Source organism: Blastococcus sp. Marseille-P5729 (genome assembly GCF_900292035.1).
GTDB lineage: Bacteria > Actinomycetota > Actinomycetes > Mycobacteriales > Antricoccaceae > Cumulibacter.
Window position 1 is genome coordinate 169,037 of the sequence record NZ_OMPO01000002.1, and the last position, 22,944, is coordinate 191,980.

At 68.9% G+C, this 22,944-nt stretch carries 29 protein-coding genes; 13 read left to right on the forward strand and 16 right to left on the reverse strand.

Annotated elements, in window-relative coordinates:
- Positions 1-2 precede the first annotated feature (2 nt).
- Positions 3-179 carry a DUF6104 family protein gene (locus DAA40_RS16410; protein ID WP_199849678.1) on the forward strand — a complete coding sequence of 59 codons (177 nt, stop codon included), beginning with the start codon at positions 3-5 and terminating at the stop codon, positions 177-179.
- Between the two features lie 111 nt (positions 180-290).
- Here the strand turns inward: DAA40_RS16410 and DAA40_RS09355 are convergent, their stop codons facing one another.
- Positions 291-1,481: an NADP-dependent malic enzyme gene (locus DAA40_RS09355; protein WP_106849485.1), complete on the reverse strand. Its 1,191-nt coding sequence runs from the start codon at positions 1,479-1,481 to the stop codon at positions 291-293.
- A gap of 156 nt (positions 1,482-1,637) precedes the next feature.
- Between DAA40_RS09355 and DAA40_RS09360 the strand changes: the two genes are divergently transcribed.
- Positions 1,638-2,255, forward strand: coding sequence for a dTDP-4-dehydrorhamnose 3,5-epimerase family protein (locus DAA40_RS09360; RefSeq protein WP_106849486.1), 618 nt, complete (start codon positions 1,638-1,640; stop codon positions 2,253-2,255).
- Positions 2,256-2,274: 19 nt separating this feature from the next.
- A complete protein-coding gene (locus DAA40_RS09365; RefSeq protein WP_106849487.1) occupies positions 2,275-3,192 on the forward strand; it encodes a fumarylacetoacetate hydrolase family protein in 918 nt (305 codons plus the stop codon).
- Here DAA40_RS09365 and DAA40_RS09370 read toward each other — a convergent pair.
- The 4 genes from DAA40_RS09370 to DAA40_RS09390 all read right to left on the reverse strand — a co-directional run bounded on the left by DAA40_RS09370 (position 3,189) and on the right by DAA40_RS09390 (position 5,887).
- Complete coding sequence (locus DAA40_RS09370) at positions 3,189-4,250, reverse strand: aminotransferase class V-fold PLP-dependent enzyme (RefSeq protein ID WP_106849488.1); 1,062 nt, start codon at positions 4,248-4,250, stop codon at positions 3,189-3,191. The two genes, DAA40_RS09365 and DAA40_RS09370, sit on opposite strands and share 4 nt — an antisense overlap.
- A gap of 17 nt (positions 4,251-4,267) precedes the next feature.
- Positions 4,268-4,840 (reverse strand): DJ-1/PfpI family protein, encoded by a 573-nt coding sequence (locus DAA40_RS09375; RefSeq protein WP_106849489.1) that lies wholly within the window; start codon positions 4,838-4,840, stop codon positions 4,268-4,270.
- Between the two features lie 336 nt (positions 4,841-5,176).
- Complete coding sequence (locus DAA40_RS09385) at positions 5,177-5,437, reverse strand: hypothetical protein (RefSeq protein WP_158716352.1); 261 nt, start codon at positions 5,435-5,437, stop codon at positions 5,177-5,179.
- 87 nt (positions 5,438-5,524) lie between these two features.
- The gene (locus DAA40_RS09390) at positions 5,525-5,887 is read right to left on the reverse strand and encodes a S24 family peptidase (protein ID WP_199849679.1); all 363 of its coding nucleotides are present in this window, start codon (positions 5,885-5,887) and stop codon (positions 5,525-5,527) included.
- 110 nt (positions 5,888-5,997) lie between these two features.
- Between DAA40_RS09390 and sodN the strand changes: the two genes are divergently transcribed.
- From sodN to DAA40_RS09405, 3 genes are all read left to right on the forward strand, one after another.
- Entirely contained in the window at positions 5,998-6,393 is a 396-nt protein-coding gene (sodN, locus tag DAA40_RS09395) for a superoxide dismutase, Ni (RefSeq protein WP_106849492.1), read from the forward strand.
- Between the two features lie 146 nt (positions 6,394-6,539).
- Positions 6,540-7,211 carry a phosphatidylserine decarboxylase gene (locus tag DAA40_RS09400; protein WP_106849493.1) on the forward strand — a complete coding sequence of 224 codons (672 nt, stop codon included), beginning with the start codon at positions 6,540-6,542 and terminating at the stop codon, positions 7,209-7,211.
- Positions 7,212-7,249: 38 nt separating this feature from the next.
- A complete protein-coding gene (locus DAA40_RS09405; protein WP_199849680.1) occupies positions 7,250-8,221 on the forward strand; it encodes a phosphatidylcholine/phosphatidylserine synthase in 972 nt (323 codons plus the stop codon).
- Here the strand turns inward: DAA40_RS09405 and DAA40_RS09410 are convergent.
- Positions 8,203-8,655, reverse strand: a complete 453-nt coding sequence (locus tag DAA40_RS09410) for a hypothetical protein (protein WP_106849495.1) — start codon at positions 8,653-8,655, stop codon at positions 8,203-8,205. The genes DAA40_RS09405 and DAA40_RS09410 overlap by 19 nt on opposite strands.
- Positions 8,656-8,690: 35 nt before the next feature.
- Between DAA40_RS09410 and DAA40_RS09415 the strand changes: the two genes are divergently transcribed.
- Entirely contained in the window at positions 8,691-9,614 is a 924-nt protein-coding gene (locus DAA40_RS09415) for a diacylglycerol kinase family protein (RefSeq protein ID WP_106850097.1), read from the forward strand.
- A gap of 229 nt (positions 9,615-9,843) precedes the next feature.
- Positions 9,844-10,092 carry a WhiB family transcriptional regulator gene (locus DAA40_RS09420; RefSeq protein WP_106849496.1) on the forward strand — a complete coding sequence of 83 codons (249 nt, stop codon included), beginning with the start codon at positions 9,844-9,846 and terminating at the stop codon, positions 10,090-10,092.
- 46 nt (positions 10,093-10,138) lie between these two features.
- Here DAA40_RS09420 and DAA40_RS09425 read toward each other — a convergent pair whose 3' ends face one another.
- Positions 10,139-11,563 (reverse strand): sensor histidine kinase, encoded by a 1,425-nt coding sequence (locus DAA40_RS09425; protein ID WP_106849497.1) that lies wholly within the window; start codon positions 11,561-11,563, stop codon positions 10,139-10,141.
- A 9-nt stretch (positions 11,564-11,572) separates the two neighbouring features.
- Positions 11,573-11,788 carry a biotin/lipoyl-binding carrier protein gene (locus DAA40_RS09430; RefSeq protein ID WP_106849498.1) on the reverse strand — a complete coding sequence of 72 codons (216 nt, stop codon included), beginning with the start codon at positions 11,786-11,788 and terminating at the stop codon, positions 11,573-11,575.
- A gap of 85 nt (positions 11,789-11,873) precedes the next feature.
- On the opposite strand from DAA40_RS09430, the gene DAA40_RS16995 reads away from it, so the two are divergent.
- Entirely contained in the window at positions 11,874-11,948 is a 75-nt protein-coding gene (locus DAA40_RS16995) for a 50S ribosomal protein bL37 (protein ID WP_370430647.1), read from the forward strand.
- 80 nt (positions 11,949-12,028) lie between these two features.
- Here DAA40_RS16995 and DAA40_RS09435 read toward each other — a convergent pair whose 3' ends face one another.
- From DAA40_RS09435 to DAA40_RS09450, 4 genes are all read right to left on the reverse strand, one after another.
- Positions 12,029-13,033 carry an LLM class flavin-dependent oxidoreductase gene (locus tag DAA40_RS09435; protein ID WP_106849499.1) on the reverse strand — a complete coding sequence of 335 codons (1,005 nt, stop codon included), beginning with the start codon at positions 13,031-13,033 and terminating at the stop codon, positions 12,029-12,031.
- Positions 13,030-13,395, reverse strand: a complete 366-nt coding sequence (rsrA, locus tag DAA40_RS09440; protein WP_106849500.1) for a mycothiol system anti-sigma-R factor — start codon at positions 13,393-13,395, stop codon at positions 13,030-13,032. The genes DAA40_RS09435 and rsrA overlap by 4 nt, the downstream gene beginning before the upstream one ends.
- Complete coding sequence (locus DAA40_RS09445) at positions 13,392-14,093, reverse strand: sigma-70 family RNA polymerase sigma factor (protein ID WP_106849501.1); 702 nt, start codon at positions 14,091-14,093, stop codon at positions 13,392-13,394. Before DAA40_RS09445 ends, rsrA begins: the two co-directional genes overlap by 4 nt.
- 155 nt (positions 14,094-14,248) lie before the next feature.
- Positions 14,249-14,956, reverse strand: a complete 708-nt coding sequence (locus DAA40_RS09450) for an SOS response-associated peptidase (RefSeq protein WP_106849502.1) — start codon at positions 14,954-14,956, stop codon at positions 14,249-14,251.
- Between the two features lie 32 nt (positions 14,957-14,988).
- Between DAA40_RS09450 and aroA the strand changes: the two genes are divergently transcribed.
- The 4 genes from aroA (at position 14,989) to DAA40_RS09475 (ending at position 18,920) form a co-directional block, all read left to right on the forward strand.
- Entirely contained in the window at positions 14,989-16,299 is a 1,311-nt protein-coding gene (aroA, locus tag DAA40_RS09455) for a 3-phosphoshikimate 1-carboxyvinyltransferase (RefSeq protein WP_106849503.1), read from the forward strand.
- A gap of 41 nt (positions 16,300-16,340) precedes the next feature.
- A complete protein-coding gene (gene rsgA / locus DAA40_RS09460; RefSeq protein WP_234356318.1) occupies positions 16,341-17,324 on the forward strand; it encodes a ribosome small subunit-dependent GTPase A in 984 nt (327 codons plus the stop codon).
- A 9-nt stretch (positions 17,325-17,333) separates the two neighbouring features.
- A complete protein-coding gene (gene hisN, locus DAA40_RS09465) occupies positions 17,334-18,131 on the forward strand; it encodes a histidinol-phosphatase (RefSeq protein ID WP_106849505.1) in 798 nt (265 codons plus the stop codon).
- Positions 18,132-18,296: 165 nt separating this feature from the next.
- A complete protein-coding gene (locus DAA40_RS09475) occupies positions 18,297-18,920 on the forward strand; it encodes an alpha-ketoglutarate-dependent dioxygenase AlkB (RefSeq protein ID WP_106849507.1) in 624 nt (207 codons plus the stop codon).
- 7 nt (positions 18,921-18,927) lie between these two features.
- On the opposite strand, the gene DAA40_RS09480 is transcribed toward DAA40_RS09475, so the two are convergent.
- From DAA40_RS09480 to DAA40_RS09495, 4 genes are read right to left on the reverse strand one after another with little or no spacing between them, the layout of a single operon-like run.
- A complete protein-coding gene (locus tag DAA40_RS09480; RefSeq protein WP_106849508.1) occupies positions 18,928-19,893 on the reverse strand; it encodes a threo-3-hydroxy-L-aspartate ammonia-lyase in 966 nt (321 codons plus the stop codon).
- Positions 19,868-20,551 carry a TVP38/TMEM64 family protein gene (locus tag DAA40_RS09485; protein ID WP_106849509.1) on the reverse strand — a complete coding sequence of 228 codons (684 nt, stop codon included), beginning with the start codon at positions 20,549-20,551 and terminating at the stop codon, positions 19,868-19,870. Before DAA40_RS09485 ends, DAA40_RS09480 begins: the two co-directional genes overlap by 26 nt.
- A gap of 4 nt (positions 20,552-20,555) precedes the next feature.
- Entirely contained in the window at positions 20,556-21,770 is a 1,215-nt protein-coding gene (gene lhgO / locus DAA40_RS09490) for an L-2-hydroxyglutarate oxidase (RefSeq protein ID WP_234356319.1), read from the reverse strand.
- Positions 21,771-21,775: 5 nt separating this feature from the next.
- A complete protein-coding gene (locus DAA40_RS09495) occupies positions 21,776-22,924 on the reverse strand; it encodes an aromatic acid exporter family protein (protein ID WP_199849681.1) in 1,149 nt (382 codons plus the stop codon).
- Between the last annotated feature and the right edge of the window lie 20 nt (positions 22,925-22,944).

Below are 22,944 nucleotides of genomic sequence, written 5' to 3' on the forward strand. Positions count from 1 at the left end.
TCGTGTACTACACCGATCGCGGGATCGAGGAGCTGGAGTCTCGCCGCGCCGAGGAGGACCTCGGCGTGGAGTGGCTGTGTGACCGCATGCGCACCTTCATCGACCTGCACCCGCAGTTCGAGAGCGCGGTCGATCAGCTCGCCACCTTCCTCGCCCGCGACGACGAGGACGACGAGTAACCACCGACGCAGCAACGCCGAGAGGGGTTGTCGTGAGCAGGAGGGGAAATTTCCCCGCTTGCTGACGACAACCCTTCTCGCGTCGGTACGTGTCGGCCTAGCGCGTGTCGGCTAGCGGATGACCCACTCCGCCTTGCCGTCGATCCACGCCTTCTTGACCGCCTCGGTGACGGCCGGGACGACGCGCGGGTCGAACGGGTCGGGGATGATCCGGTCTCGGCTCATCTCGTCCAGGACGACGTCCGCGATCGCCACTGCGGCGGCGATCTTCATGTCCTCGGTGATCGCGGTCGCGCCGACCTCCATCGCGCCGCGGAAGATGCCCGGGAAGGCCAGCACGTTGTTGATCTGGTTCGGGAAGTCCGAGCGGCCGGTGGCGACCACGGTCGCATACTTGGCCGCGACGTCCGGGTGGATCTCCGGCGTCGGGTTCGACAGTGCGAAGATGATCGGATCGTCGTTCATCGACGCGATCGCCTCCTCGCTGATCGTCGAGCCGGACAGGCCGATGAAGCAGTCCTTGCCGGCGAGAATCTCCTCGGTCGTCCCCCGGATGCCCTCGTGGTTGGTCCAGGACAGCAGCTGTTGCTTGACCGGGGTGAGGTCGTGCCGCCACGGGTGGATCGCGCCCTTGGAGTCGGTCAGGATGATGTCGCGGACGCCGGTGGAGTAGAGCATCTTCGCGCATGCGATGCCCGAAGCGCCCGCCCCGGCGATGACGATCCGCATCTCGCCGTCCTTGCGACCGGACAGCATCCGCGCGTTGCGTAGCGCGGCCGTCACGACGATCGCCGTGCCGTGCTGGTCGTCATGCATCACGGGGATGTCGAGCTCCTGCTTGAGCCGGTCCTCGATCTCGAAGCAGCGTGGAGCGGAGATGTCCTCGAGGTTGATGCCGCCGAAGGACGGCGCGATCGCCTTGACGGCGGCGATGATCTCGTCGACGTCCGTGGTGTTCAGCACGATCGGGAACGAATCGAGCCCGGCGAACTGCTTGAACAGCCCGGACTTGCCCTCCATGACGGGGAGGGACGCCTCGGCGCCAATGTCGCCGAGCCCCAGGACTGCCGTGCCGTCCGACACCACCGCCACGATCCCGGGGGCGGCCGTGTACTTGGCCTTCTCCGTGGGGTAGTCGGCGATGCGCGTGCATACCTCGGCGACCCCCGGAGAGTAGACCTTCGACAGTACGTCCACGCTGTCGATCGGGGCCTTGAGCTCGACCGAGATCTTCCCGCGGTCGTGCGCATCGAAGATCGGCTGCAGGGCAGGGTCCAACGGCGGCGGTTCGGGGTACTTCACTTCTCTCCTCTACGGCAGGACAAGTCAGAACTAGACAGTGGTAATCGGGTTGCGCCACGACGTGGGTGAGCCGCGCTGAGCGCTCCCGGAGGTTGTCCGAGCCAAGTGCGCTGCCCTATATCATCCCACAGCCCGCCGGCCGGTAGTTTTGAGGGCATGGACGTACGCGATCTGAAGTTCCCCGGAATCCTCGAGTTCGCCCCCAAGGTCTTCCCCGACGATCGAGGCATCTTCCTCGAGTGCTTTCGCGCCGAACCGCTCGAGGAGAAGCTCGGCCACCGCCTCAACCTGGTCCAGGCCAACCACTCCGTCTCGAAGAAGGGCACCGTCCGCGGCGTCCACTACGCACTGGTTCCGCCCGGGCAGGCCAAGTACGTCTACTGCCCGCAGGGCTCCTTCCTCGACATCGTGGTCGACATCCGCGAGGGCTCGCCCACCTTCGGTGTCGTGGACGTCGTCAAGCTCGATCAGCAGGACCATCGTGCGATCTACGTCTCCGAGGGAGTCGGGCACACCGTGGTGGCCCTCGAGGACGACTCGTCACTGATCTACCTGTGCTCGGCCGGCTACAACCCGCAGCTGGAGAAGGGCCTCAACCCGCTCGATCCCGAGCTGGGGCTGCCGGTCCCGAAAGACATCGATCTGCTGCTGTCCCCGAAGGACACCGCCGCGCCGACGCTCAGCGAGGCCCGGGAGCAGGGCCTGCTGCCTTCGTACGACGAGTGCGAGAAGTGGTACGAGAAACTGCGCAGCGAGCACGCTGCACGGTCGTGACCTGGCCGAGGAGGCACGGATGAAGCTGGTCACCTTTCAGGCTGCCGAGGGCGTCGCATCCGGCGTGCTGGACGCCGACTCCATCTATCCCCTGCCCGGCGGCGCGCGCCTGATCGACGTCATCGGGCGCGGCAATGCCGCCGTCCTGGAGCTGGGTAGCGCTGCGCTCGCTGACTCCTCACCGGTCGCGGCGTCGTCCGTGCGGATCCTGCCGCCGGTCGACCCGCCCCAGGTCCGCGATTCGATGTGCTTCCACGAGCACATCCGCAACGCCGGCGGTGATCTGCACGAGAGCCACCTCCAGTTCCCCACCTTCTACTTCTCCAACGCGGCCGGCGTCATCGGCCCGGCGGACGACGTGGCGATCACGCCGGGCTCGGAGCGCTTCGACTACGAGCTCGAGGTCGGTGTGGTGATCGGCGCCCCGGCCACCAACGTGGCCCCGGGGGACGCTCGGGCACACATCGCCGGCTACACGATCTACATCGACTGGAGCGCCCGCGATCTGCAGGCGAACGAGATGGCGCTGCGTCTCGGCCCGGCGAAGGGCAAGGACGGCGCGACCACCCTCGGGCCGGTCCTGGTCACTCCGGACGAGCTCGAGCCGTATGCCACGGGCAAGGGCTTCGATGCCCGCATGACCGTCTCGATCAACGGTGAGCCGTTCAGCGCCGGCAACTGGTCGACGATCAACTGGAGCTTCGACGACGTCATCGCCTACACCTCGCGCGGCACGACTCTGCGCACCGGAGACGTCATCGGCAGCGGCACGGTCGGGCTCGGCTGCCTACTGGAGCACTACCGGATCGACCGCGACGGCTTCCGGGGCTGGCTGAGGCCGGGCGATGTCGTCGGCTTCGAGGTCGAGCACATCGGAACCTTCCAGCAACGGCTCGTCGAAGGCATGCCGCGCCACCCGCTCTCCAGCGGGTACTAGCGCATCGCGGTGCGTCGGGCGCGGGTGATGACGTCCGCGGCGAGGTCGACGTCCGCGGCGGTGTTGTAGAGGTGAAAGGCCAGCCGGAGGCGGCCGGCGCGCATCGAGTAGCTCACTCCGGCGTCCGCGAGCGCTTCGGCCACGTTCTCGGGGGCATCGACGCTCACGATCGCTGATCCGCGTCCGGGAGTGCCGATGAGCTCGGAGAAGGCGTCGGCGAGCGCGACGTCGTGCCGCTGAATCTCGGGGATGCCGACCTCGAGCAGCAGGTCCAGCGCGGGGAGCTGCCCGACCCAGGACAGCCAGGCGGGTGAGAGGTCGAGGCCGCGGGCATCTCGCGCCAGCCGCAGCGGCGAGCCGTAGATGCTGTCCCATACGTCCTCGCCGCCGGCCCAGCTGGCGCTGTGCACGACCAGCCGTTCTCGCAGGCCCGGCGTGATCGTGAGGTAGGCCCCGCCGCGGGGGGCCATCAGCCACTTGTACGCCGAGCAGACGGTCACGTCGAATCGAGACACATCGATCGGAAGCCACCCAGCCGCCTGCGTGATATCGACAATGCTCAATGCTCCGTGGGAGCGACAGGCGGCGACGAGCGCGTCGACGTCGAGCACCGCGCCATCGGCGGACTGCACCGCAGAGCACACGACGGCGGTGGTGGACGCCGTCACCCGCGCCGCCAGCTCACCTATTGGCGCCTCGCGCACCCGAACGCCGCGCGTCTGCTGGGCGAGGAAGGGAAACATCACGCTCGTGAAGTCGTCGGCGGCCAGCAGCACCTCGGAGCCCTCCGGCAGGTTGGCGGCGATCAGCCCGAGCAGCTGACTGGCCTGGCTGCCCAGGGCGACCTGGTCCGCGGGGGCTCCCACGAGCCGCGCGTAGCGGGCGCGGCAGGCAGCGATGACGCCGTCGAAGTCGTTGGCGTGCAATTCGCCGTGGCACCAGGCCTCGACATTGTCCTGGACCGCCCGGACGGCTCCGATCGGCGGCAGCCCGATAGACGCGGTATTGAGGTAGATCCCGGACGGGCTGAACTGCTGCCGGGCATCGGCGATGTCCATCGAGCCAGGCTAACGCCTCACTGCCGCCGACGCCGGTACTCTCCGAGCCGCGCGCGGACTTCTGGCGCTGCCCTCTCCAACGACCCGCTGTCGAACGGCGGCTGTGGGTCGTACTCGATGAACAGCTGCGCCGCCTTCGCTGCCGTGTCGTCGTAGAGTTCAGCGACGAGCTGCAGCGCCATGTCGATGCCGGCAGAGACACCCGCGGCGGTGATGATCCGCTGGTCGGCATGCGTGACCACTCGCTGCTCGACTGGCTGTGCCCCGTACTCGCGGAGGATCTCTCGTGCCGCCCAGTGGGTCGTGGCGGTGAGCCCGTCGAGCAGGCCAGCCGCAGCCAGCACCAGGGCGCCGGTGCACACAGACGTGGTGTAACGCGAGGTGTGATGGGCCTGCGCCAGCCAGTTCAGCAGCGCCGGGTCGCGCATGGCTGCCCGGCTTCCGATCCCACCAGGCACGAGAACGACCTCTGGTGCCGGGATCTCGGCGAGCGCGACATCGGCCATCACGCCGAGCATGCCGTTGTCGGTCCGCAGCTCACCCGGCTCGCTGGCGCAGAACACCACCTCGAGATCCGGCACCCGTTGCAGTACCTCGTAGGGGCAGCGTCAACACGCGCTTGCTCCACGTACGCTGCGGGCGTCACTCCCGCCTCGACGACGAACTGCCGGCTGACCGACCGCGCACTCATCGCTGCGCGCTCCGCCAGCGCCGCCAGCCGGTGGTCTGCCTCAGGCTCGGCGTCGATCGAGTCCTGCAGAGCGCGGATGCGCGGCGACTCGGCGCGAGGCCCCAGGTCGGCGCCGCGAACTGGCTCTGGCCGCCGGGACGATGCAAGAACATCACGAGCGTCCTGGCCACCGCTACCGCGACCATCGCGTCGTGATCTGCGGCAACCATGGCGAGTGCCATGTCGATGCCTGCGGTCACGCCCGCGCTCGCACCAGTTGATCGAGCCGGCCACCGGCTTCGCTGTCGCGTGCGCCGCGCCCTCCCGCAACCACAAGAGTGTCCACCGGGTCGCGGGTGACCCGCACGGTTCCCAGGGCGAGACCGTGATCCGAGCGAACCTGCCCACCCTGTACAGACACCACGCTGACCGCGTAGCGACGTGCCCGCGACGCCTGCTCGTCGAGGACATCGTTCGCGGTGGCGAACACCTCGAAAGGTCCGACCACATCGAGCATCTGGCAGTCATCGAAGGCGACTATCTCGACAACGCGTTCCGGCATCCCTCCATGTTGCAGGCCACCGCCGCTGGCGAGCAGGACACGCTACCCACGGTTCGCGCCAGGCCGCCCGCTGCGGCACAGCTTTGGGCGCGGCCACAGCCGCGCCGCTACCTTACCCAGCGGATGGGCCAGACCGAACTTCTCACTCGCGTCGCTGGCGGACGGGTTGTCGCCGGCGACCCAGAGTCCCCCCGGCCGAGCCTCTTGCACTCGCTTGACCATCACGCGCCCCGGTCGCGCGTCGAAGTGCACGAGCGCGAGCTGGCCCCGACGGTATGCCATCGGGTCACGCCGAGCACGAACGACGAGCAGATCCCCCGCACGCAGCGTCGGGAGCATGGACGCGCCGGCGACGTCCGCGATGAACCACCCCCGCGGCGGGGCGCCGTACACCTCATCGGTCACATGGACACCCTATGCGCCGGGACTGCACAGTTGCGTGGCGATCGGCGGTAGGGTCGAGGTATCTGACAGCTCACCGGCTTCCCCAGCCGGACCAGAGGAGGAGTTACCCCATGCGTTTCTTCCGTCCCGTCGTCACCGCACACGCGCACTGTGACCTGCCGTGTGGCGTCTACGACCCTGCTCAGGCCCGCATCGAGGCCGAGTCGGTTCTGGCGATCCAGAAGAAGTACCAGGAGAACGATGATGTCGAGTTCCGCACTCGGGCGCTGATCATCAAGGAGCAGCGCGCCGAGCTGGTCAAGCACCACCTGTGGGTGCTGTGGACCGACTACTTCAAGCCCGAGCACGTCGAGAAGCACCCGGAGCTGCACGAGCTCGTCTGGAAGGCCACCAAGGCCGCGGGCGCCGGCGGCGCCAAGGGCTCGATGGATCCCACGAAGGGCCAGGAGCTGCTCGACTTGATCGACAAGATCGCCGAGATCTTCGCCGCGACGAAGAAGGGCTAAGACCCCGCTGGCCCGCGGGCCAGCAGTTGACCGGAAGGGGCGCCGGCCTCACGCGAGACCGGCGCCCCTCTCGTCGTCCGCGCCGGTCACGGCGCCGGGCATCCGCCTGGACGACCGCGAGAGCGCAGCGGCGATAGGCTGGAACGGTGAAGATCGACAAGGACGCCGCCCCGTTCACCGCCCTCGCGGCGTTGGCTCCACTCGGTGCCGCGCTCGCCGGCAGAGGGCGCCTCGCCGGTGCGCTGAGCGCGCTGCCGATGGCAGTCACCGCCTTCTTTCGGGATCCCGCCCGCTTTCCCGACCAGGGGCAGGAGGTCGACCCGAGCATCGTGCTCGCCCCTGCCGACGGCAAGGTGATGCACGCCGGGCCGGCGCAGCCGGGCGTCGCTCCCCCCGGTGATTGGCACCAGATCAGCATCTTCCTGTCGCTGCTCGACGTACACATCAACCGCGCGCCGTACGGCGGCGTCGTCACCCAGGTCACCTATCGCCCCGGCCGCTTCCTCGCAGCGTTCAAGGCCGAGAGCGCCACCGAGAACGAGTGCACCGAGATCACCGTCGAGCGAGAGGTCGACGGCGAGCACCGAGTCGTCGTGTTCCGCCAGATCGTGGGTCTGCTGGCGCGCCGCGTGGTCACTCGCGTGGCTCCCGGTGACCGGATCAGCACCGGCCAGCGCATCGGGTTGATGAAGTTCGGCTCGCGGATGGACGTCTTCCTGCCTCCGGAGGTCCCGCTCCTGGTCCGCGAGGGCGACCGGGTGATCGCCGGCGAGTCCACGCTCGCACGGTGGCCGATCACGGCAGGTGCCCGCGGCTGATGGCCTATTCCGATCCGCACGGTCCAGCAACAGGCCGCATGCGCGAGGCACTCAGGCGGCGTCGCCGCGGATTCCGGCTCGTCTCCCAGACGGGTGCGCGCGTCGTCCCGCCCGGTCGTCTCCAGGGGCCGGCGCGCTGGCAGGCGATGCTGCCGAGCCTGTTCACGCTCGCGAACATGCTGTGCGGCTTCGCCTCGGTGTTCGCCTCCTTCGACGGCCGCTATCAGGCCGCCGCGGTGCTGATCGGCGTCGCGATCGTCCTCGACATCCTGGACGGAGCGGTGGCGCGCGCCGTCGGAGCCATCACGCCGTTCGGGCTGCAGTTCGACTCGCTGGCCGACCTCATCTCGTTCGGCATTGGCCCAGCAGTGCTGCTGCACACTTGGGGATTCAACGGTCAGGGGACCCTGGCCTGGGTGGTGCCGCTGCTGTGGCTGGCCTGTGCTGCCTTCCGGCTCGCGCGCTTCAACGTGACGATCGACCCGCTCGCGGACAAACGCTATTTCATCGGCCTGGCCAGCCCCGCGGCTGCCGGCGTCGCCCTCGCGACGGTCTCCCTGTTCGCCCCGCCGTTCGACGGATGGCGGATGCTGATCCCGCTGGGCACCGGTGTCTTGGCCGCCTTGCTGATGAGCAGCTCGTACCGATTCATGAGCTTCCGGATGCTCATCTCCCCCGCCGGCGTGTGGGTGCCGGTCTCGCTCGGCATGTTCCTGCTCGCGGTCGTCGGGTTCGCGACGGTGCCGGCCATCACCGGTGCCATCATCGCCTACGGATATGTCCTCGTATGCCCGCTGGGTGCGCTCACGGCGCCGGTCCGCAGACAGCTGTTCGGCCCCGGGTCGGTGGCCCCGCCACGACGCAAGCTGCCGTCCGTGCTGTTCCCGGAAGAGGACGCCGACGACGGGTACGACGACGAGGAGGAGACGCAGTCCGCGGCGCTGATCGGGGATGACGAGCCGGCGGACGTCGACCTCCGAGCGGCCCAGGATCAGACGTCGCGGCCGTAGCCCTCGCGCACCGGTGCGGAGAACAGCAGCGCCAGGAGGCTCACGGCGAGCACCAGCATCGGTACCCCGATCGCGGTGTTTCCGAGCTTGAAGGCGATCGACCACCCCACGGGGACGAAGATCAGCTGCAGCACGATCACCGGCACCCGCGGCCACACCTCCACCTGCCACAGCGCCACCGCCATCCGCAGTAGCAGCAGTCCACCGAGCGCCGCGAAGACGGCCCCCATCAGCGAGGCGGTCTCGTCGGTGGGGCTGCCGGTCAGCGAGAGATAGCCCCACGTCACGGCGTACCCGAGCGCGATCAGCCCCTCGAGCGCCACGAGCCCCGCCGCGATCGCCAGCGGCGTGCTGCGGTGCTCCCCGGCCGCGTAGGTGTACTTGCGGGGCGCCTCGGGGGCGTGATCGTCGTCATCTACTGAATCTGCGGGCACGAGAGCCAGGGTACCCAGCGGTAGGCTTGCTCATCATGCGCGCTCTATTGGTCACCAACCCGACGGCCACGGCAACCACTCCCCGGGTTCGGGACGTGATCATCGGAGCGCTTGCCTCGCACGTTCACGTCGAGGTCGCGCACACCGACCACCGCGGGCACGCGATCGAACTCGGCGCGCGCGCCGCCGACGACCGGTACGACCTGATCATCGCCCTCGGGGGCGACGGGACCGTGAACGAGGTGGTCAACGGCCTGCTCTCCCGGGGGCCACGGCCCGGTCTCCCCGCACTCGCCGTCCTCCCCGGAGGCTCGGCCAATGTCTTCGCCCGCACGCTCGGACTCTCGAACGACCCCGTGGAGGCGACCGGCCAGCTGCTGGAGGCGCTGGAGCGGCGCCGCACCCGGATGATCGGCCTGGGGCGAATGGACAGTCGCTGGTTCGTGTTCACCGCAGGCGTCGGATTCGACGCTGCGGTGGTGCACGGCGTGGAGCTGCGCCGCGGTAACGGCCGCAAGGCCAGCCCGTTCCTGTACGCCAGCACCGCCGTCCGCGACTTCTTCGTAGGCGAACAGCGCGAGCGCACCCGGCTGAGCATCCAGGCGCCGGGGCGCGACCCGATCGACGATGCGTTCCTGTGTATCGTGACCAACACCACGCCGTGGACCTACTACAAGCAGACCGCGGTACATCTGACCCCGCAGGCGTCGTACGAGGGCGGGGTCGACCTGTTCGCCCTGGGCCGGACCAACGCCCTCACCGTGGGGCGTCTGCTGTGGCAGGTCACGCGGAAGAACCCGCGTCCTCGGTGCCGACGGCTGCGCGTCGAGCATGATCTTCAGCAGCTGCGCGTCCGCGCCGAGAGCCCGGTTCCGGTCCAGGTGGACGGCGACTATGCCGGGGACTACACCGACATCGCGATCCGCAGCGTGCCGCAGGCGCTGCGAGTGCTCTGCTGAGCCAGAGGTTCCCAGATCGCAGGGGCGAAACCCCGCAGCAGGCGTGTCAAGCGCGCCCCGAGAGGTTTTATCTCACAGCAAGGCAATGACGAAATGTGTCGATAACGACTAGCACATGCGCCACTGCCGGGCCAGAATAGTGTGTACGCATTCTGGTTGAGACACCGACCCCCCACTTCATCGCGTAGGGATTCACGGTGCACTCATAGCCGCACCACAAGGAGTGAATATGGATTGGCGTCACCGCGCTATCTGCCGCGACGAGGATCCGGAGCTGTTCTTCCCCGTTGGGAACACCGGCCCGGCGCTGCGGCAGATCGAAGACGCCAAGAGCGTATGCCGACGGTGCCCGGTCACCGAGCAGTGCCTCTCGTGGGCGTTGACCACCGGCCAGGACTCCGGCGTCTGGGGCGGTCTCAGCGAGGACGAGCGCCGCACCCTCAAGCGTCGACAGGCCCGCGCCGCTCGCTCCGCCTAGCCCATCCACCTGCGGTAGGTTGCGACTCGCTATTCCCACCTGAGGTTCACCGGCGTACGAGCGGGATTTCCACGACGGCTCGGGTCCCACGCGCTGCCTCCCCGCGCGTGATCTCGATCGAGCCACGCAGCTCGCTCTCCACGAGGGTCTGCACGATCTGCAGGCCCAGGCGGCCCGCCCCGTCCAGCGCGAACCCGTCGGGCAGGCCCACCCCGTCGTCTACGACCTCGACCCTTATCGCCCCGGGACGCCGGGCCGCCGAGACCCGAGCGATTCCCGACTCCTGCGGGCGGTAGGCGTGCTCGACGGCGTTCTGCAGCAGCTCCACCACGACCAGCACCAGCGGTGTGGCGACCTCCGCCGGCAGCATGCCGCAGCTGCTGTCGCGCTCGATCCTGATCGTCGACTCCGCTGCGGCCACCTCTGTGACCATCGGGATGAGCCGATCCACGATCTCGTCGAAGTCGACCGTTTCATCCAACGACATCGATAGCGTCTCGTGCACCAGCGCGATCGAGCTCACCCGCCGGACCGACTCGGTGAGCGCTGCGCGCACCGCTGGTTCGTCGACCCGGCGTGCCTGCAGCCGCAGCAGCGCCGCCACGGTCTGCAGATTGTTCTTGACCCGGTGATGGATCTCCCGAATGGTGGCGTCCTTGCTCAGCAGCTGGCGGTCCCGGCGCCGGACGTCGGTGACATCGCGCACCAGCACCAAGGCTCCGGCGTCGCCTGCCTCGTGCTCGAGCGGCAGCGCCCGGAAGAGCACGGTGGCCCCGTGCGCGTCGACCTCCAGCCGGGTGGGGCTGCCGCCGCCCAGAGCCGTGGTGACTCGCGCGATCAGCTCGTCGGCATAGAACCGGTCGCTGACCACCTCGCGGGTCACTGCGGCCAGATCGGCGTGCACGAGATCGCTCGCCCAGCCCATGCGGCGGTACGCCGACGTGGCGTTAGGGCTCGCGTAGCGCACGCTGCCGTCGTCCTCCAGCAGCACCAGACCGTCCCCGGCCCGCGGCCCGGTCATCAGCTCGGCACTCGCCCCCGCGGGTGGGAACAGCGCGCGCTCGACCATGCCGAGCAGTGCAGTCGCTGCCTCCGTGTAGGCCAGCTCCAGTGTGGACGGCGAGGCCGGGGGCTGGACATGCCGCCGCCGCGAGATGATCCCGATCACCGGGCCGTCGGGCGTACGGCGCACCAGAAAGCGCCCGGGAGCGGACGGATCATCGAGGATCGCGGCGTGCTCGACGTCCGCAGTGGCCTCGATCAGGTCGTGTTGGTACGCCGTCGGCCCGGTCGTAGGACGAACCTGCGCGACGCACAGCTGCCGACCGTCAGTCGTCGGCACCCACAGCAGCAGATCAGCGAAGGAAAGGTCTGCCAGCAACTGCCATTCACCGACCAGCGCCTGCAGATGCTCGGCGTCCTCGTGCGTGAGCGCCGTCCGCGCCCCGAGCAGACCGTCCAGTGGACTCACGTGGCCGCGCTACTCGATGACCGCGATGAGGTCGCCTCCCTGGATCACGTCGCCCTCGGCCACCGCGATCTCGCGGACGGTGCCGGCGGTCTCGGCGATGACGGGAATCTCCATCTTCATCGACTCGAGGGTGACCAGCTCATCGCCCTCGGCGACGGCATCGCCCGCCGTGACGAGCACCTTGAACACGCTGGCAACCATCTCCGCGCGGACCTCTTCGGCCATCGACTTCCTCACTTCGTCCCGGGACTCGACGTGCTCACTCTACTCGTGTGCGAGAATGGTTCGTCCTGCAACGATGGGAGTGCACATGAGCAAGCGAGGCCGCAAGCGTCGCAGCCGCAAGAAGAACAACGCCAACCACGGCAAGCGCCCCAACGCGTAGCCGTCGGCGGCCCGAGGCCGCGAGAGCTTCAGGGCCCGAGACCGCCGTGGTCTCGGGCCCTTCTCCGTTCGGGCGGGGCGCTACGCCCGCGGCAGCTCGAATCGGTCGGCCAGCAGTTCGAACGAACGCAACCGGTGCTCCTGCTCACCAAGAGGACTGATGACCACGAGCTCGTCCACCTGGCAATCGCTCGCCAGTTCGGTCAGCCGCTCGTGCACCGCGTCCGCGGTGCCGGCGAAGACGAGCTTCTCGTTCGAGGGCTTTCGGGCGGCGAACTGCTCGGTGCGGGTGTAATCCAGGGCCTCCTGCAGGCCCGCGCGAGCGCCCCGCTCGCCACGGCCGAGCTTGTCCTTGAACAGCATCCATGTCGCGAGCGCCGCGTCGGCCAGATCCGGCTCGTCGGTCGCGAACGCCAGTGCCGAGACGATCGAGTACGGCGCGTTCAAGTACGGCGAGGGCTCGAAGCGTTCCCGATACCCGCGCAGCAGCGGTACGGCGTACTGCGGGGTCATGTGGTGTGCGAAGACCGCGACGAGCCCGTTGACGGCCGCGAAGGTGGGCCCGAAGTCGCTCGAGCCGAGCATGAACACCTCTGGCGCGTGCTCGGGCACGGGTGCGGCGACGACCTGTCGATAAGGATGGGTCTCGGGGAAGGCATCGTGCAGGAAGGCGAGCAGCTCGGCGCACTGCTGTGGGAAGTCATCGTGGGACTGGCCGTTTCGCAGGGCGTGCGCGGTCAACCCGTCGGTGCCCGGAGCCCTCCCGAGACCGAGGTCGACCCGCCCGGGGTACATCGTCTCCAAGGTGCGGAACACCTCGGCGACCTTCAAGGGCGCCCAGTTGGGCAGCATGATTCCAGCGGCCCCGACGCGGATCTGCTCGGTCTGCTCCAGCAGCCGGGTGATCATCACCTCCTGCGAGGTGAACGCCAAGCCGAGATGGTTGTGATGCTCAGGAACCCAGTACCTGCGATAGCCCAGCCGGTCCGCGGCCCGGGCCACCTCGAGGCTCGCCTCGATAGTCTCGCGCGCGCTGGCCTGCCCGGTAATCGCGACGAAGTCGAGGATGCCGACCGGAAGGCTCACTGCTGCGAGTCCGGCGACTGCAGCTTGATGACGGTCTGCCGGGACCGGATGATGCTCACGCCGTCCGCGATGACCGTCTCGCTCATCTGCACCGTCAGCGCCCGGATGCGCTGCTGCACACCGGTTCGCAGGCTCTCGGGGGCGAGCTCGGTGCCGCAGCAGCGGCGCACGAGCGCCTTGACGTTGCGCTCGATGCTATACGCGCGGCGGCACGGTTCGCACTCCTCGGCGTGCTTGGCCAAGGCCCTGCGATGGGCGTCGTCGCAGGTCTCGTCATCGATGCGATAGGTGTCGATGAGGAAGCGCCCGCACGGCAGCTCATGCTCTCCCCCGCACGGGCACACGTCGAACTCGGCGTTCATTGCTTCACCGTTTCCTTCTCGGCCGACAGGATTCCGCGCTCTCGCGCGTAGTCGGCAAGCTGGACCTGCAGCTGCTTGCGGCCGCGATGCAGCCGCGACATCACCGTGCCGATGGGGGTGCCCATCATCTCGGCGATCTCCTTGTAGGCGAAGCCCTCGACATCGGCGAGGTAAACCGCGATGCGGAAGTCCTCGGGCAGCGCGGCCAGCGCCTCCTTGATGTCGTTGTCGGGCAGCGCATCGAGCGCCTCCATCTCCGCCGACCGGAGGCCGGTGGAGGTGTGCTGCTCCGCCGCGTACAGCTGCCAGTCCTCGATGCCCTCGCTGGAGGCCTCCTGAGGACGACGTTGCTGCTTGCGGTAGTTGTTGATGAAGTTGTTGGTCAGGATGCGGTACATCCAGGCCCGCAGGTTGGTCCCCGGCTTGAACTGGTGGAAGGACGAGAAGGCCTTCACGTAGGTGTCCTGGACCAGATCCTCGGCATCGGCAGGATTGCGCGTCATACGCAGTGCCGCTCCGTAGAGCTGGTCGAGCAGCGGCATCGCGTTGGCCTCGAACCGCGCGGCCCGCTCGTCCGGGGTCTCGGCGGCAAGATCGACGTCCGCGTCGCCTGCGTCCGAAGCCTGCCCGTCCTCGTCGACAGGGAGGTCACCGGGATCCACCGGGTCGAGATCCACTGGGGGATTCTCCTGGGTCATATGGTCCTTCTCCGCTTGTCGGTCACGTGGCGCATGCACGCTCGACAATACGCGGGGGCGTTCCATGGTGCTGGCAGTCACGCCTCTGGAACGCCGTACGCCGATCCGCTATTCCGGTGGGACTACCGCGGTCACGGCGCGGTCGTCCGAGGAGCTCAGAACAGCACCGCGTCCGGCTCGATCGGGGTGATGAGGTCGGGTCCGTTGTTGGCGACCTTGCCAACCTCCGCGCCAACAGGCCGCAGCTCCAGCGAGTCCGCGCGGGTGAGGTCTGGATGCTCCAGCAGCGCCGCGACCTCGGGCTCAGACGGGTCCAGCCACTGCGTCCAGGCATTGGGGGGCAGCAGGAACGGCATCCGGTCGTGGATCTCCTCGAGATGGCCGGCGGCGTCGGTCGTGATGATCGTGAACGTGCTCAGCACGTCCTCGCCCTCACCCCAGAGCTCCCACAGGCCGGCGAAGGCCAGTGACGAGCCGTCAGGCGAGGTCATGTAGTAGGGCTGCTTCTTGCCGTCGTCGAGCTTCTTCCACTCGTAGTAGCCGTCAGCGGGAACGATGCAGCGTCGCTTCTTCAGCGCCGTCCGAAATGCCGGCTTGCTCGCGACGGACTCGGCCCGGGCGTTGAACATGCGTCCACCGATCTTGGGATCCTTGGCCCAGAACGGAACCAGCCCCCATTTCATCTCGACCAGCTCCCGGGCCTGCCCCGATGCGGGCTCGGAGCGCTTGGCACGGACGACGGGCACGGAGCGGGTCGGCGCGACGTTGTAGTCGGGCTTGCGGTCGGCGGAGACGTGATCGGCGGCCTGGAACTCCTCGGCGATCTCCACCGGGTTCTTCTTCGACGTATAGCGTCCGCACATAGGGCCAGCCTACGTCGTGACAGACTTGGCGCATGAGTTCTCAGGCCATTCCGTGGACGCTGCCCTGGACGGGCTCGGCCGTCGAGGGGACCGTGCCGGTCGCGGGGTCGAAGTCGCTCATGGCACGCTCCCTCGTGCTGTCCGCGATCGCCGATGGGCAGTCGGCGATCGCCAACCCCCTGCGTAGCCGGGACTCGCTGTTGATGGCCGACGCTCTCGTCGGCCTCGGCGCCACCGTCGAGCCCGCCGACGACGCCTGGACGATCACCCCTGGGCAGGCGGACGGGCCGGTGAAGGTCGACTGTGGGCTGTCCGGCACGGTGATGCGGTTCGTTCCTTCGCTGGCCGCGTTGCGTGATGGCCCCACGCACTTCGACGGCGATCCCCACGCACGGACTCGCCCGATGGGGCCGCTCATCGACGGGCTGCGTCAGGCGGGAGCGACGATCGAGGACGGCGGTCGAGGGCTGCTGCCCCTCAAGGTGATCGGGAATGGGCGAGTGCGTGGTGGGGCGGCGACGGTCGACGCTTCCGGGTCGTCGCAGTTCATCTCGGGACTCCTGCTGAGCGCGGCCCGCTTCGAACAGGGCCTGCACATCACGCCGTCCGGGGCGGTTCCGAACCGGGGGCACATCCGGATGACCCTCGGCGCGCTGCGGGAGCGCGGCGTGGACGCCGAGGAGCTCCCCGACGGAGCGTGGCGGGTTCTCGCCGGACCGGTGCAGGCTCGCGACGTGACGATCGAGCCGGACGCCAGCAACTCGGCACCCTTCCTGTGCGCGGCGGCCGCGACCGGTGGGACCGTGACGATCCCGCACTGGCCGCTGGACACCGCTCAGCCGATCCGGACGCTGCTGGAGGTGCTCGAGGAGTACGGCGCCAACACCCGCTTCGACGAGAGCGGCATCACCGTCACCGGCGGCGAACGGCGCGGTATCGACGTAGACCTCGCCGACGTCGGCGACATGACCCCGGTCGTGGCCGCGATGTGCCTGGCGGCCGACTCCCCCAGCCGGATCCGCGGTGTGGCATACATTCGCGGCCACGAGACGGATCGGCTGCGGGCGTTGGCGGTCGAGCTGAGCAAGCTGGGCGCAGACGTCTCCGAGACCGAGGACGGCCTATCCATCATCCCGCATCCCTTGCACAAAGCGAATCTGGCATCGTACGCCGACCACCGAATGGTGCACGCCGCCGCCGTGGCTGGCTTGCTGGTCGAAGGCGTTCACATCGACGACGTCGCGACGACGGCCAAGGCGATGCCGCAGTTCGCCGCCCTGTGGAGTGAGCTGCTCACCGGCGACCCGACGGGTGCGCCCGAGGTATCGGAGACGGCGCGCTGAGCAGACGAAGCCTGTCGGACTACGACGAGACGGATGCCCGCGTGCGGCCGAGCCGCCGCGGATCCCGGCCTCGCACCAAGACCCGTCCCAAGCACGAGGGCGCAGAGCCGGCGTTCGTCATCGCGGTCGACCGCGGCCGCTACACCTGCCTGGTTCGTCCGGGACTCGCCGACGAACGCCGGATCCTCGCCATGCGGGCGAAGGAGCTCGGCCGCAAATCGATAGTCGTCGGTGACTCGGTGCGGGTAGTGGGGGACGTCAGCGGCCGGGAAGGGTCGCTCGCGCGCATCGTCGGCATCAACGACCGCACGAGTGAGCTGCGCCGTTCGGCCGATGACGTCGACTCCTTCGAACGGGTCATCGTCGCGAACGCAGACAACCTCGTGATCGTCTGCGCCGCAGCCAATCCGGAGCCACGCACGGGCTTCGTGGACCGGGCGCTCGTTGCGGCGTACGCCGGCGGGCTCACGCCGATCCTGCTGATGACGAAGATCGACCTGGCCGATCCGGAACCCTTTGCGCGGCAGTACCGCGGCCTCGGCGTCGAGCTGCTGCTTCGGCGACAGGACGCCGATGCCGAGCAGATCGCCGACCGGCTGCGCGGCGCAGTGTCGGTGCTGTTCGGGCATTCCGGCGTCGGCAAGTCGACGTTGGTCAACGCCCTGGTCCCGGACGCGGACCGCGCAACCGGCGACGTGGCCGGGCTCACCGGCAAGGGGCGCCACACGTCGTCCTCGGCCGTGGCGCTCGAGCTGCCCGGCGGCGGGTTCGTCATCGACACTCCTGGGGTGCGATCGCTCGGCCTCGGGCACGTCGAGCCGCAGGCGGTCGTGGCTGCCTTCCCCGATCTCGTCGAGGGCGCCGAGCACTGCCCCAGCGGATGCCAGCACCTCGCCGGGGAGCCGGACTGCGCGCTCGACCAGTGGGTGGCCGACGGGCACAGCACCCCTGAGCGGCTGGCCAGCCTACGACGGCTGCTCGCCTCGCGTCGCGGACAGCACGACGACACGGCCGACGCTGGATAGGGTGGGCGCATGAGCGCCGAGTACACAGAGGACGTGCGTCTCGCCCACGTCATCGCCGATCAGGTCGATGCCCTCACGATGGCCAGGTTCCGGTCGATGGACTTCACCGTCGAGTCCAAGCCCGACCTCACCCCGGTGACGGACGTCGACCGTGGCGCGGAGGAGCTGGTGCGTGCCCTGTTGGGCCGGCACCGCGGACGAGACGCGATCCTCGGCGAGGAGGGCGGGCAGACCGGGCACTCGTCGCGCAAGTGGGTGGTCGACCCGATCGATGGCACCAAGAACTTCGTGCGCGGCGTGCCGGTGTGGGCCACGCTGATCGCGTTGATGGACGGCGATCAGGTCGTCACCGGTGTCGTATCGGCCCCTGCGCTCCAGCGTCGCTGGTGGGCCTCCAAGGGCGGCGGCGCCTGGACCGGTAGGAGCCTCTCCCAGGGTCGCCGCATCTCGGTCTCGAAGGTCGACCGCGTTGAGGACGCGAGCCTGTCCTACTCGAGCCTCAACGGATGGGCCGATCGCGGCCAGTTCGAGCAGTTCCTTCGCCTGATGGTCAGCTGCTGGCGCACCCGCGCGTACGGCGACTTCTGGTCGTACATGCTGCTGGCCGAGGGCGCGGTCGACATAGCGGCCGAGCCGGAGCTCGAGACCTGGGACCTTGCAGCGCTGATCCCGATCGTCACCGAGGCGGGGGGACGGTTCACCGGCATCGAGGGTGGTGACCCACTCACCGAGAAATGCGCGGTGGCCAGCAACGGGCTGCTGCACGAGGAGGTGCTCGCCGCGCTGCGGCCATCATCAGGCTGCTGACCGTCGGCCTGCGCACGGGCATCGGGCCGTTCTTGGGGCCGGTGGCCGAGGACCTGGATCTGAGCCGCACCACGCTCGCGACGATCGTCGCGCTCGGGAGGCCGGTCTACGGGACGATAGGCCCAAGCCTAGAACACCTGTTCGAACCCGTGGTATCGTCGCCGCATGCTGCTGCAAGGTTCACTGCTCGACCTCGATGAGGATCTGCACTTCGGTCCGCTGTCCGGGGTTCGGCGTACCGTCCTGGCACACCAGGCCTGGGTTGACCACCTGGCGGGCTGGGCCTCTGGAACCACCGACCTGTTCGAGCAGCTGCTCGAGACCGTCGACTGGCGAGCCGACAAGCGGGTGATGTACGACCGGGTCATCGAGGTTCCGCGCCTGACCCGCTTCTACCGCGAGGGTGAGCCGCTCCCGCACCACGCGCTCGAGGAGGCCCGCGAGCTGCTGAGCGATCACTACCGGCACGAGCTGGGCGAGCGGTTCGTGTCGGCTGGCATGTGCCTATACCGGGACGCGCGCGACTCGGTCGCCTGGCACGGCGACCGGGAGGGCCGGGCGGCGACCGGTGACACCATGGTCGCCATCCTCTCCCTCGGCACCCCGCGCACTCTCGCGCTACGAGAACGCCTTGGCGGGCCCACGCGGCACCGGTTCCGTCTCGGGCACGGCGATCTGGTGGTGATGGGCGGGTCCTGCCAGCGCACCTGGGACCACGCCGTCCCCAAGGCCAGCGGCAGCCTGGGGCCACGGATCTCGGTGCAGTTCCGCACCCGCGGCGTCCGATAGCGGCCGGCTACCCGGACAGCAGCCGGCCGTACCGCGCCAGGTCGACGTTGCCGCCCGAGACGATCACGCCTACCCGTTTGCCCCGCACGTCGACCAAGCCGTCGCGCACGGCAGCCGCGGCGAGCGCACCGGTCGGCTCGACGACCACCTTGAGCGTCTCGAAGAACCAGCGCATCGCCTGCACCAGCGAGGCGTCGGGCACCGTGAGGATCTCGGCGACATACCGCCGGAGGATCGGGAAGGTGTACTGGCCGAGGAACTGGGTCTGGGCGCCGTCCGCGATCGTCTGCGGCGTGTCAATGCGCACGATCTGTCCGGCAGCCAGGCTGCGTCGCCCGTCGTCGCCCGCCTCCGGCTCGACCCCGAGCACCTGAGCCTCCGGACAGAGTGCGGCCGCGGCGACGGCCGTACCGGACAGCAGTCCGCCGCCACCCAGCGGCGCGATCACGACATCGAGCGTGCCGACCTGCTCGATGAGCTCCTTGGCCACGGTCCCCTGCCCCGCGATGACATCAGGGTGGTCGTACGGCGGGATCGTCACCCCGCCCTCACGCTCCGCGATCCCCCGGGCGATCTCGATCCGGTCCTCGCGGTATCGGTCGTACTCGACTACCCGAGCGCCGTAGCGCTCGGTTGCCGCTCTCTTGATAGGCGGTGCATCGTGGGGCATGACGATGGTGGATCGCGCCCCCTGCAGGGTCGCGGCCATCGCGACCGCCTGAGCGTGGTTACCGGAGGAATAGGCGATCACGCCGGCGGCCCGCTCCTGAGGTGTCAACGCGGCGATCGCGTTGTATGCGCCACGGAGCTTGAAGGCGCCTACACGTTGAAGGTTCTCGCATTTGAAGTGGATGCGCGCGTCCAGCGCGTCGTTCAGCTCTGCAGACGTGAGCACCGGCGTGCGGCGTACCGCCTCGTCGATCCGATACGACGCAGCGAGGACGTCGTCATACGTGATCGGCAGCTGCTGCATCTCGTCCCCTTCGTCGGATCCCTAGTATGACGGCGATCAGGCTCACTGTCGCGATCGATGCGAGGACGACCCAGAACTGCCAGGAGGTGACGTCCGCACCGTAGGCGCCCACTGCGACGTACGCTCCAGTCCCGGGGGTGCAGCCGATCGCGGTGGCCAGCGCGAAGACCGGGTACCGGATCGCCGTCACCCCAAAGGCGTAGTTCAGGAGGGTGAACGGTAGTACGGGCATGATCCGCACCGCGAGCACGGCGAGGAAGCTACGGCGCACCGCGTCGTCCACCTGCTTCATGTGCGGGCCGGCCAACGTGCGCAGAGAGCTCCCGACGACATGCCGGCCCAGGACGAACGAGAAGGTGGCGCCGAGGACCACCGCGGCCACGCAGATCGCCAGCCCGACACCGATCCCCCAGAGGGCTCCCCCGGCAACCGACAGCACGCTCTTCGGAAAGGGTGTCACAGTGAGCGCCGCGAACCCCACGACGAAGACCACGGGTGCGATCGGGCCGCGCGCCCGCACCCAGTCACGCGCCTCGGCCACGGTAGGGACGCCGATCAGCAGCAGCACGAGCCCGGCGATAGCGAAGGTGACGGCGAAGGCAGCCAGCCGGATCCAGGAGCCGCGAGGGACGTCGCGGACGCGCTCGCGAATGCCCACACCCTTAGCCGACCGCCTCGCGGGCGATGTGCTGCCCGATCTCGAGTGCGGCCGTCGCCGCCGGGGAAGGCGCGTTGAGCACGTGCAGGTTGCGGCCCTGACGCTCGATGAGGAAGTCGTCGTAGATCGCGCCGTCGCGGGTGAGCAGCTGAGCGCGCACGCCGGCTGGAGACGGCACGATGTCGCTCTCGCGCACGGCGGGAACCAGCTCGGCGAGAGACCGGGCGAATCGCTTGCGCGACAGCGAACGCCTCACCTCCATCGCGCCGACGCCGAGGTTCTTGCGCGCCATCCGCCAGAAGCCTGGGAATCGGACGGCATCCCACACCTCGCCTGGACGGACAGAGCGCCAGTCGTAGCCCTCCCTCGCGAGCGCGAGGACCGCGTTCGGTCCGGCGTGCACGCCGCCTCGAGCCATCCGCGTCAGGTGCACGCCGAGGAAGGGCAGCTCGGGGTTGGGTACCGGGTAGATCAGCCCGTTGACCAGGTACTCGCGCTCAGGCACGAGCTCGTAGTACTCGCCACGAAACGGCACGATTCGATAGGGCATGCGGTGCGCTTCGAGATCGAAACCAGCCACCAGATCGGCTTGCAGGCCCGCACAGGACACGACGACGTCCGCCTGGAAGGTGCCTGCTGTCGTCTCGAGGACGGTCTGCTCGCCCGATCGCTCGATTCCGGTCACCTCTGCCCCGAAACGGACCTCGCCCCCGCGCTCACTGATCAGATCGGCGAGGCGCTGGCACACCCCGATGAAGTCGACGATCGCGGTCGAGCCGACGTGCAGGGCGGCCACCGCGTTGACATGCGGCTCGTACTCACGTGCCTCACTCGGGGTGATGCGGCGCACCGGGACGCCGTTCTGCTGACCGCGCTCGAGCAGCCGTTCCATAGCGGGCACCTGCTCGTCGCGGGTGGCGACGATGAGCTTGCCGGTCTTCACCAGCGCTACCCCGTTGTCCTCTGCGAACCTCGTCATCGACACCGACCCGGCCCGCGACATCACTGCCTTCTTCGAACCGGGCACATAGTAGATGCCGGAGTGGATGACGCCCGAGTTACGGCCGGTCTGATGGGCTGCGACCCGGTCCTCCTTCTCGAGCACCGTCACGTGGGCGGCCGGGTCGAGCTCAGCGATCGAGCGCGCGGTCGCAAGCCCGAGGATTCCAGCGCCGATCACCACATAGCTGGCCATGATGTGCTCCTTCTCGTCGACCACCCATCCTATCGGTCGGCGTACGGGCTCAGCGTCTCGCGCGCCTGCTCGTAGCTCAGCCCGGTCATCTCCAGCAGGTCGACGACGATCGAGCGCATCTGGGCGATCAGCACGGCAGCGGAAAGCGTCTCGATCCGCATGGTGCTGGTGCGGTTGCCCAGCTCGGTGATCTCCGAACGCCAGCTCGACAGGCGACGTCCGGTGCCGGAACCGCTCATGCCGTCGATGATGTCGGCCAGCGATCGGACGCTGTCGATGATGTCCTCACTGATGGTCTCCTCGCGCCAGATGGCCGCACCGATCCGGCGGACGAGCACCCGCAGGTTGCGCACCGCCCGGTCCAGGGGTGCGGCGATCTCGGCGATCTCCTGCACAGATCTGCGTCGTCGCCGACGCAGCGGCGAGTGCCGGACGACGGCCAGCCCCTCCTTGGTGGCGTTGGAGAAGGCGTCGAGGTCCAGCTCGGACTCCCGCGCCGCCTGCAGCGCACGGGCGGCACGCTGCGGGTCGGCCTCCTGATAGGCGCGCACCGACTCGCGCAGCACCTCCGCCATCGACGTCCCGATCCTCGCTGCGATGTCTCGCGGCCGGTCGATCGGCGAGGCCGGGGTGATGGTCGCTGCGACGAGCGCGACCATGGCCCCGATCAGCGCGTCCAGCCACCGGTCGAACCCGCCCTCGGGATGCCCGATCAGCGCGACCACGATCGTGCCCTGGACGGCGGCCTGCGTCGAGATGAGCGCACCGCCGCCCAGCAGCGAGGCCAGCACCATGCCGCCGGCCGCGACGACAATGATCTGCCAGGCCCCGCTGCCGAAGAAGTGCGCGAACGCACTGCCGACGAGGACGCCGGTCGCCACGCCGACCGTCACCTCCACCACCCGGCGCCACCGCTGGCCGAAGCTCAGCCCCAGGCAGATGATCGCGGCGACCGGCGCGAGGAAAGGCATCGTGTGACCGAGCAGATGCTGGGCCAGCCACCAGGACACACCGGCGGCGGTCGAGCACTGCAGGATGAAGTAGGAGCGGGTACGCAGCCGACGCACCCGCTCCTTCGCCGACCGCCGGGATGCCTCCGCCGCCCGCGGAGCCAGGTCCGTGGACAGCTCATGGGTCAGGTCCCGGATGTACCGCGCTGCCAGCCGATGCGATTCCACACCTCCATTCTGCTCCCCCG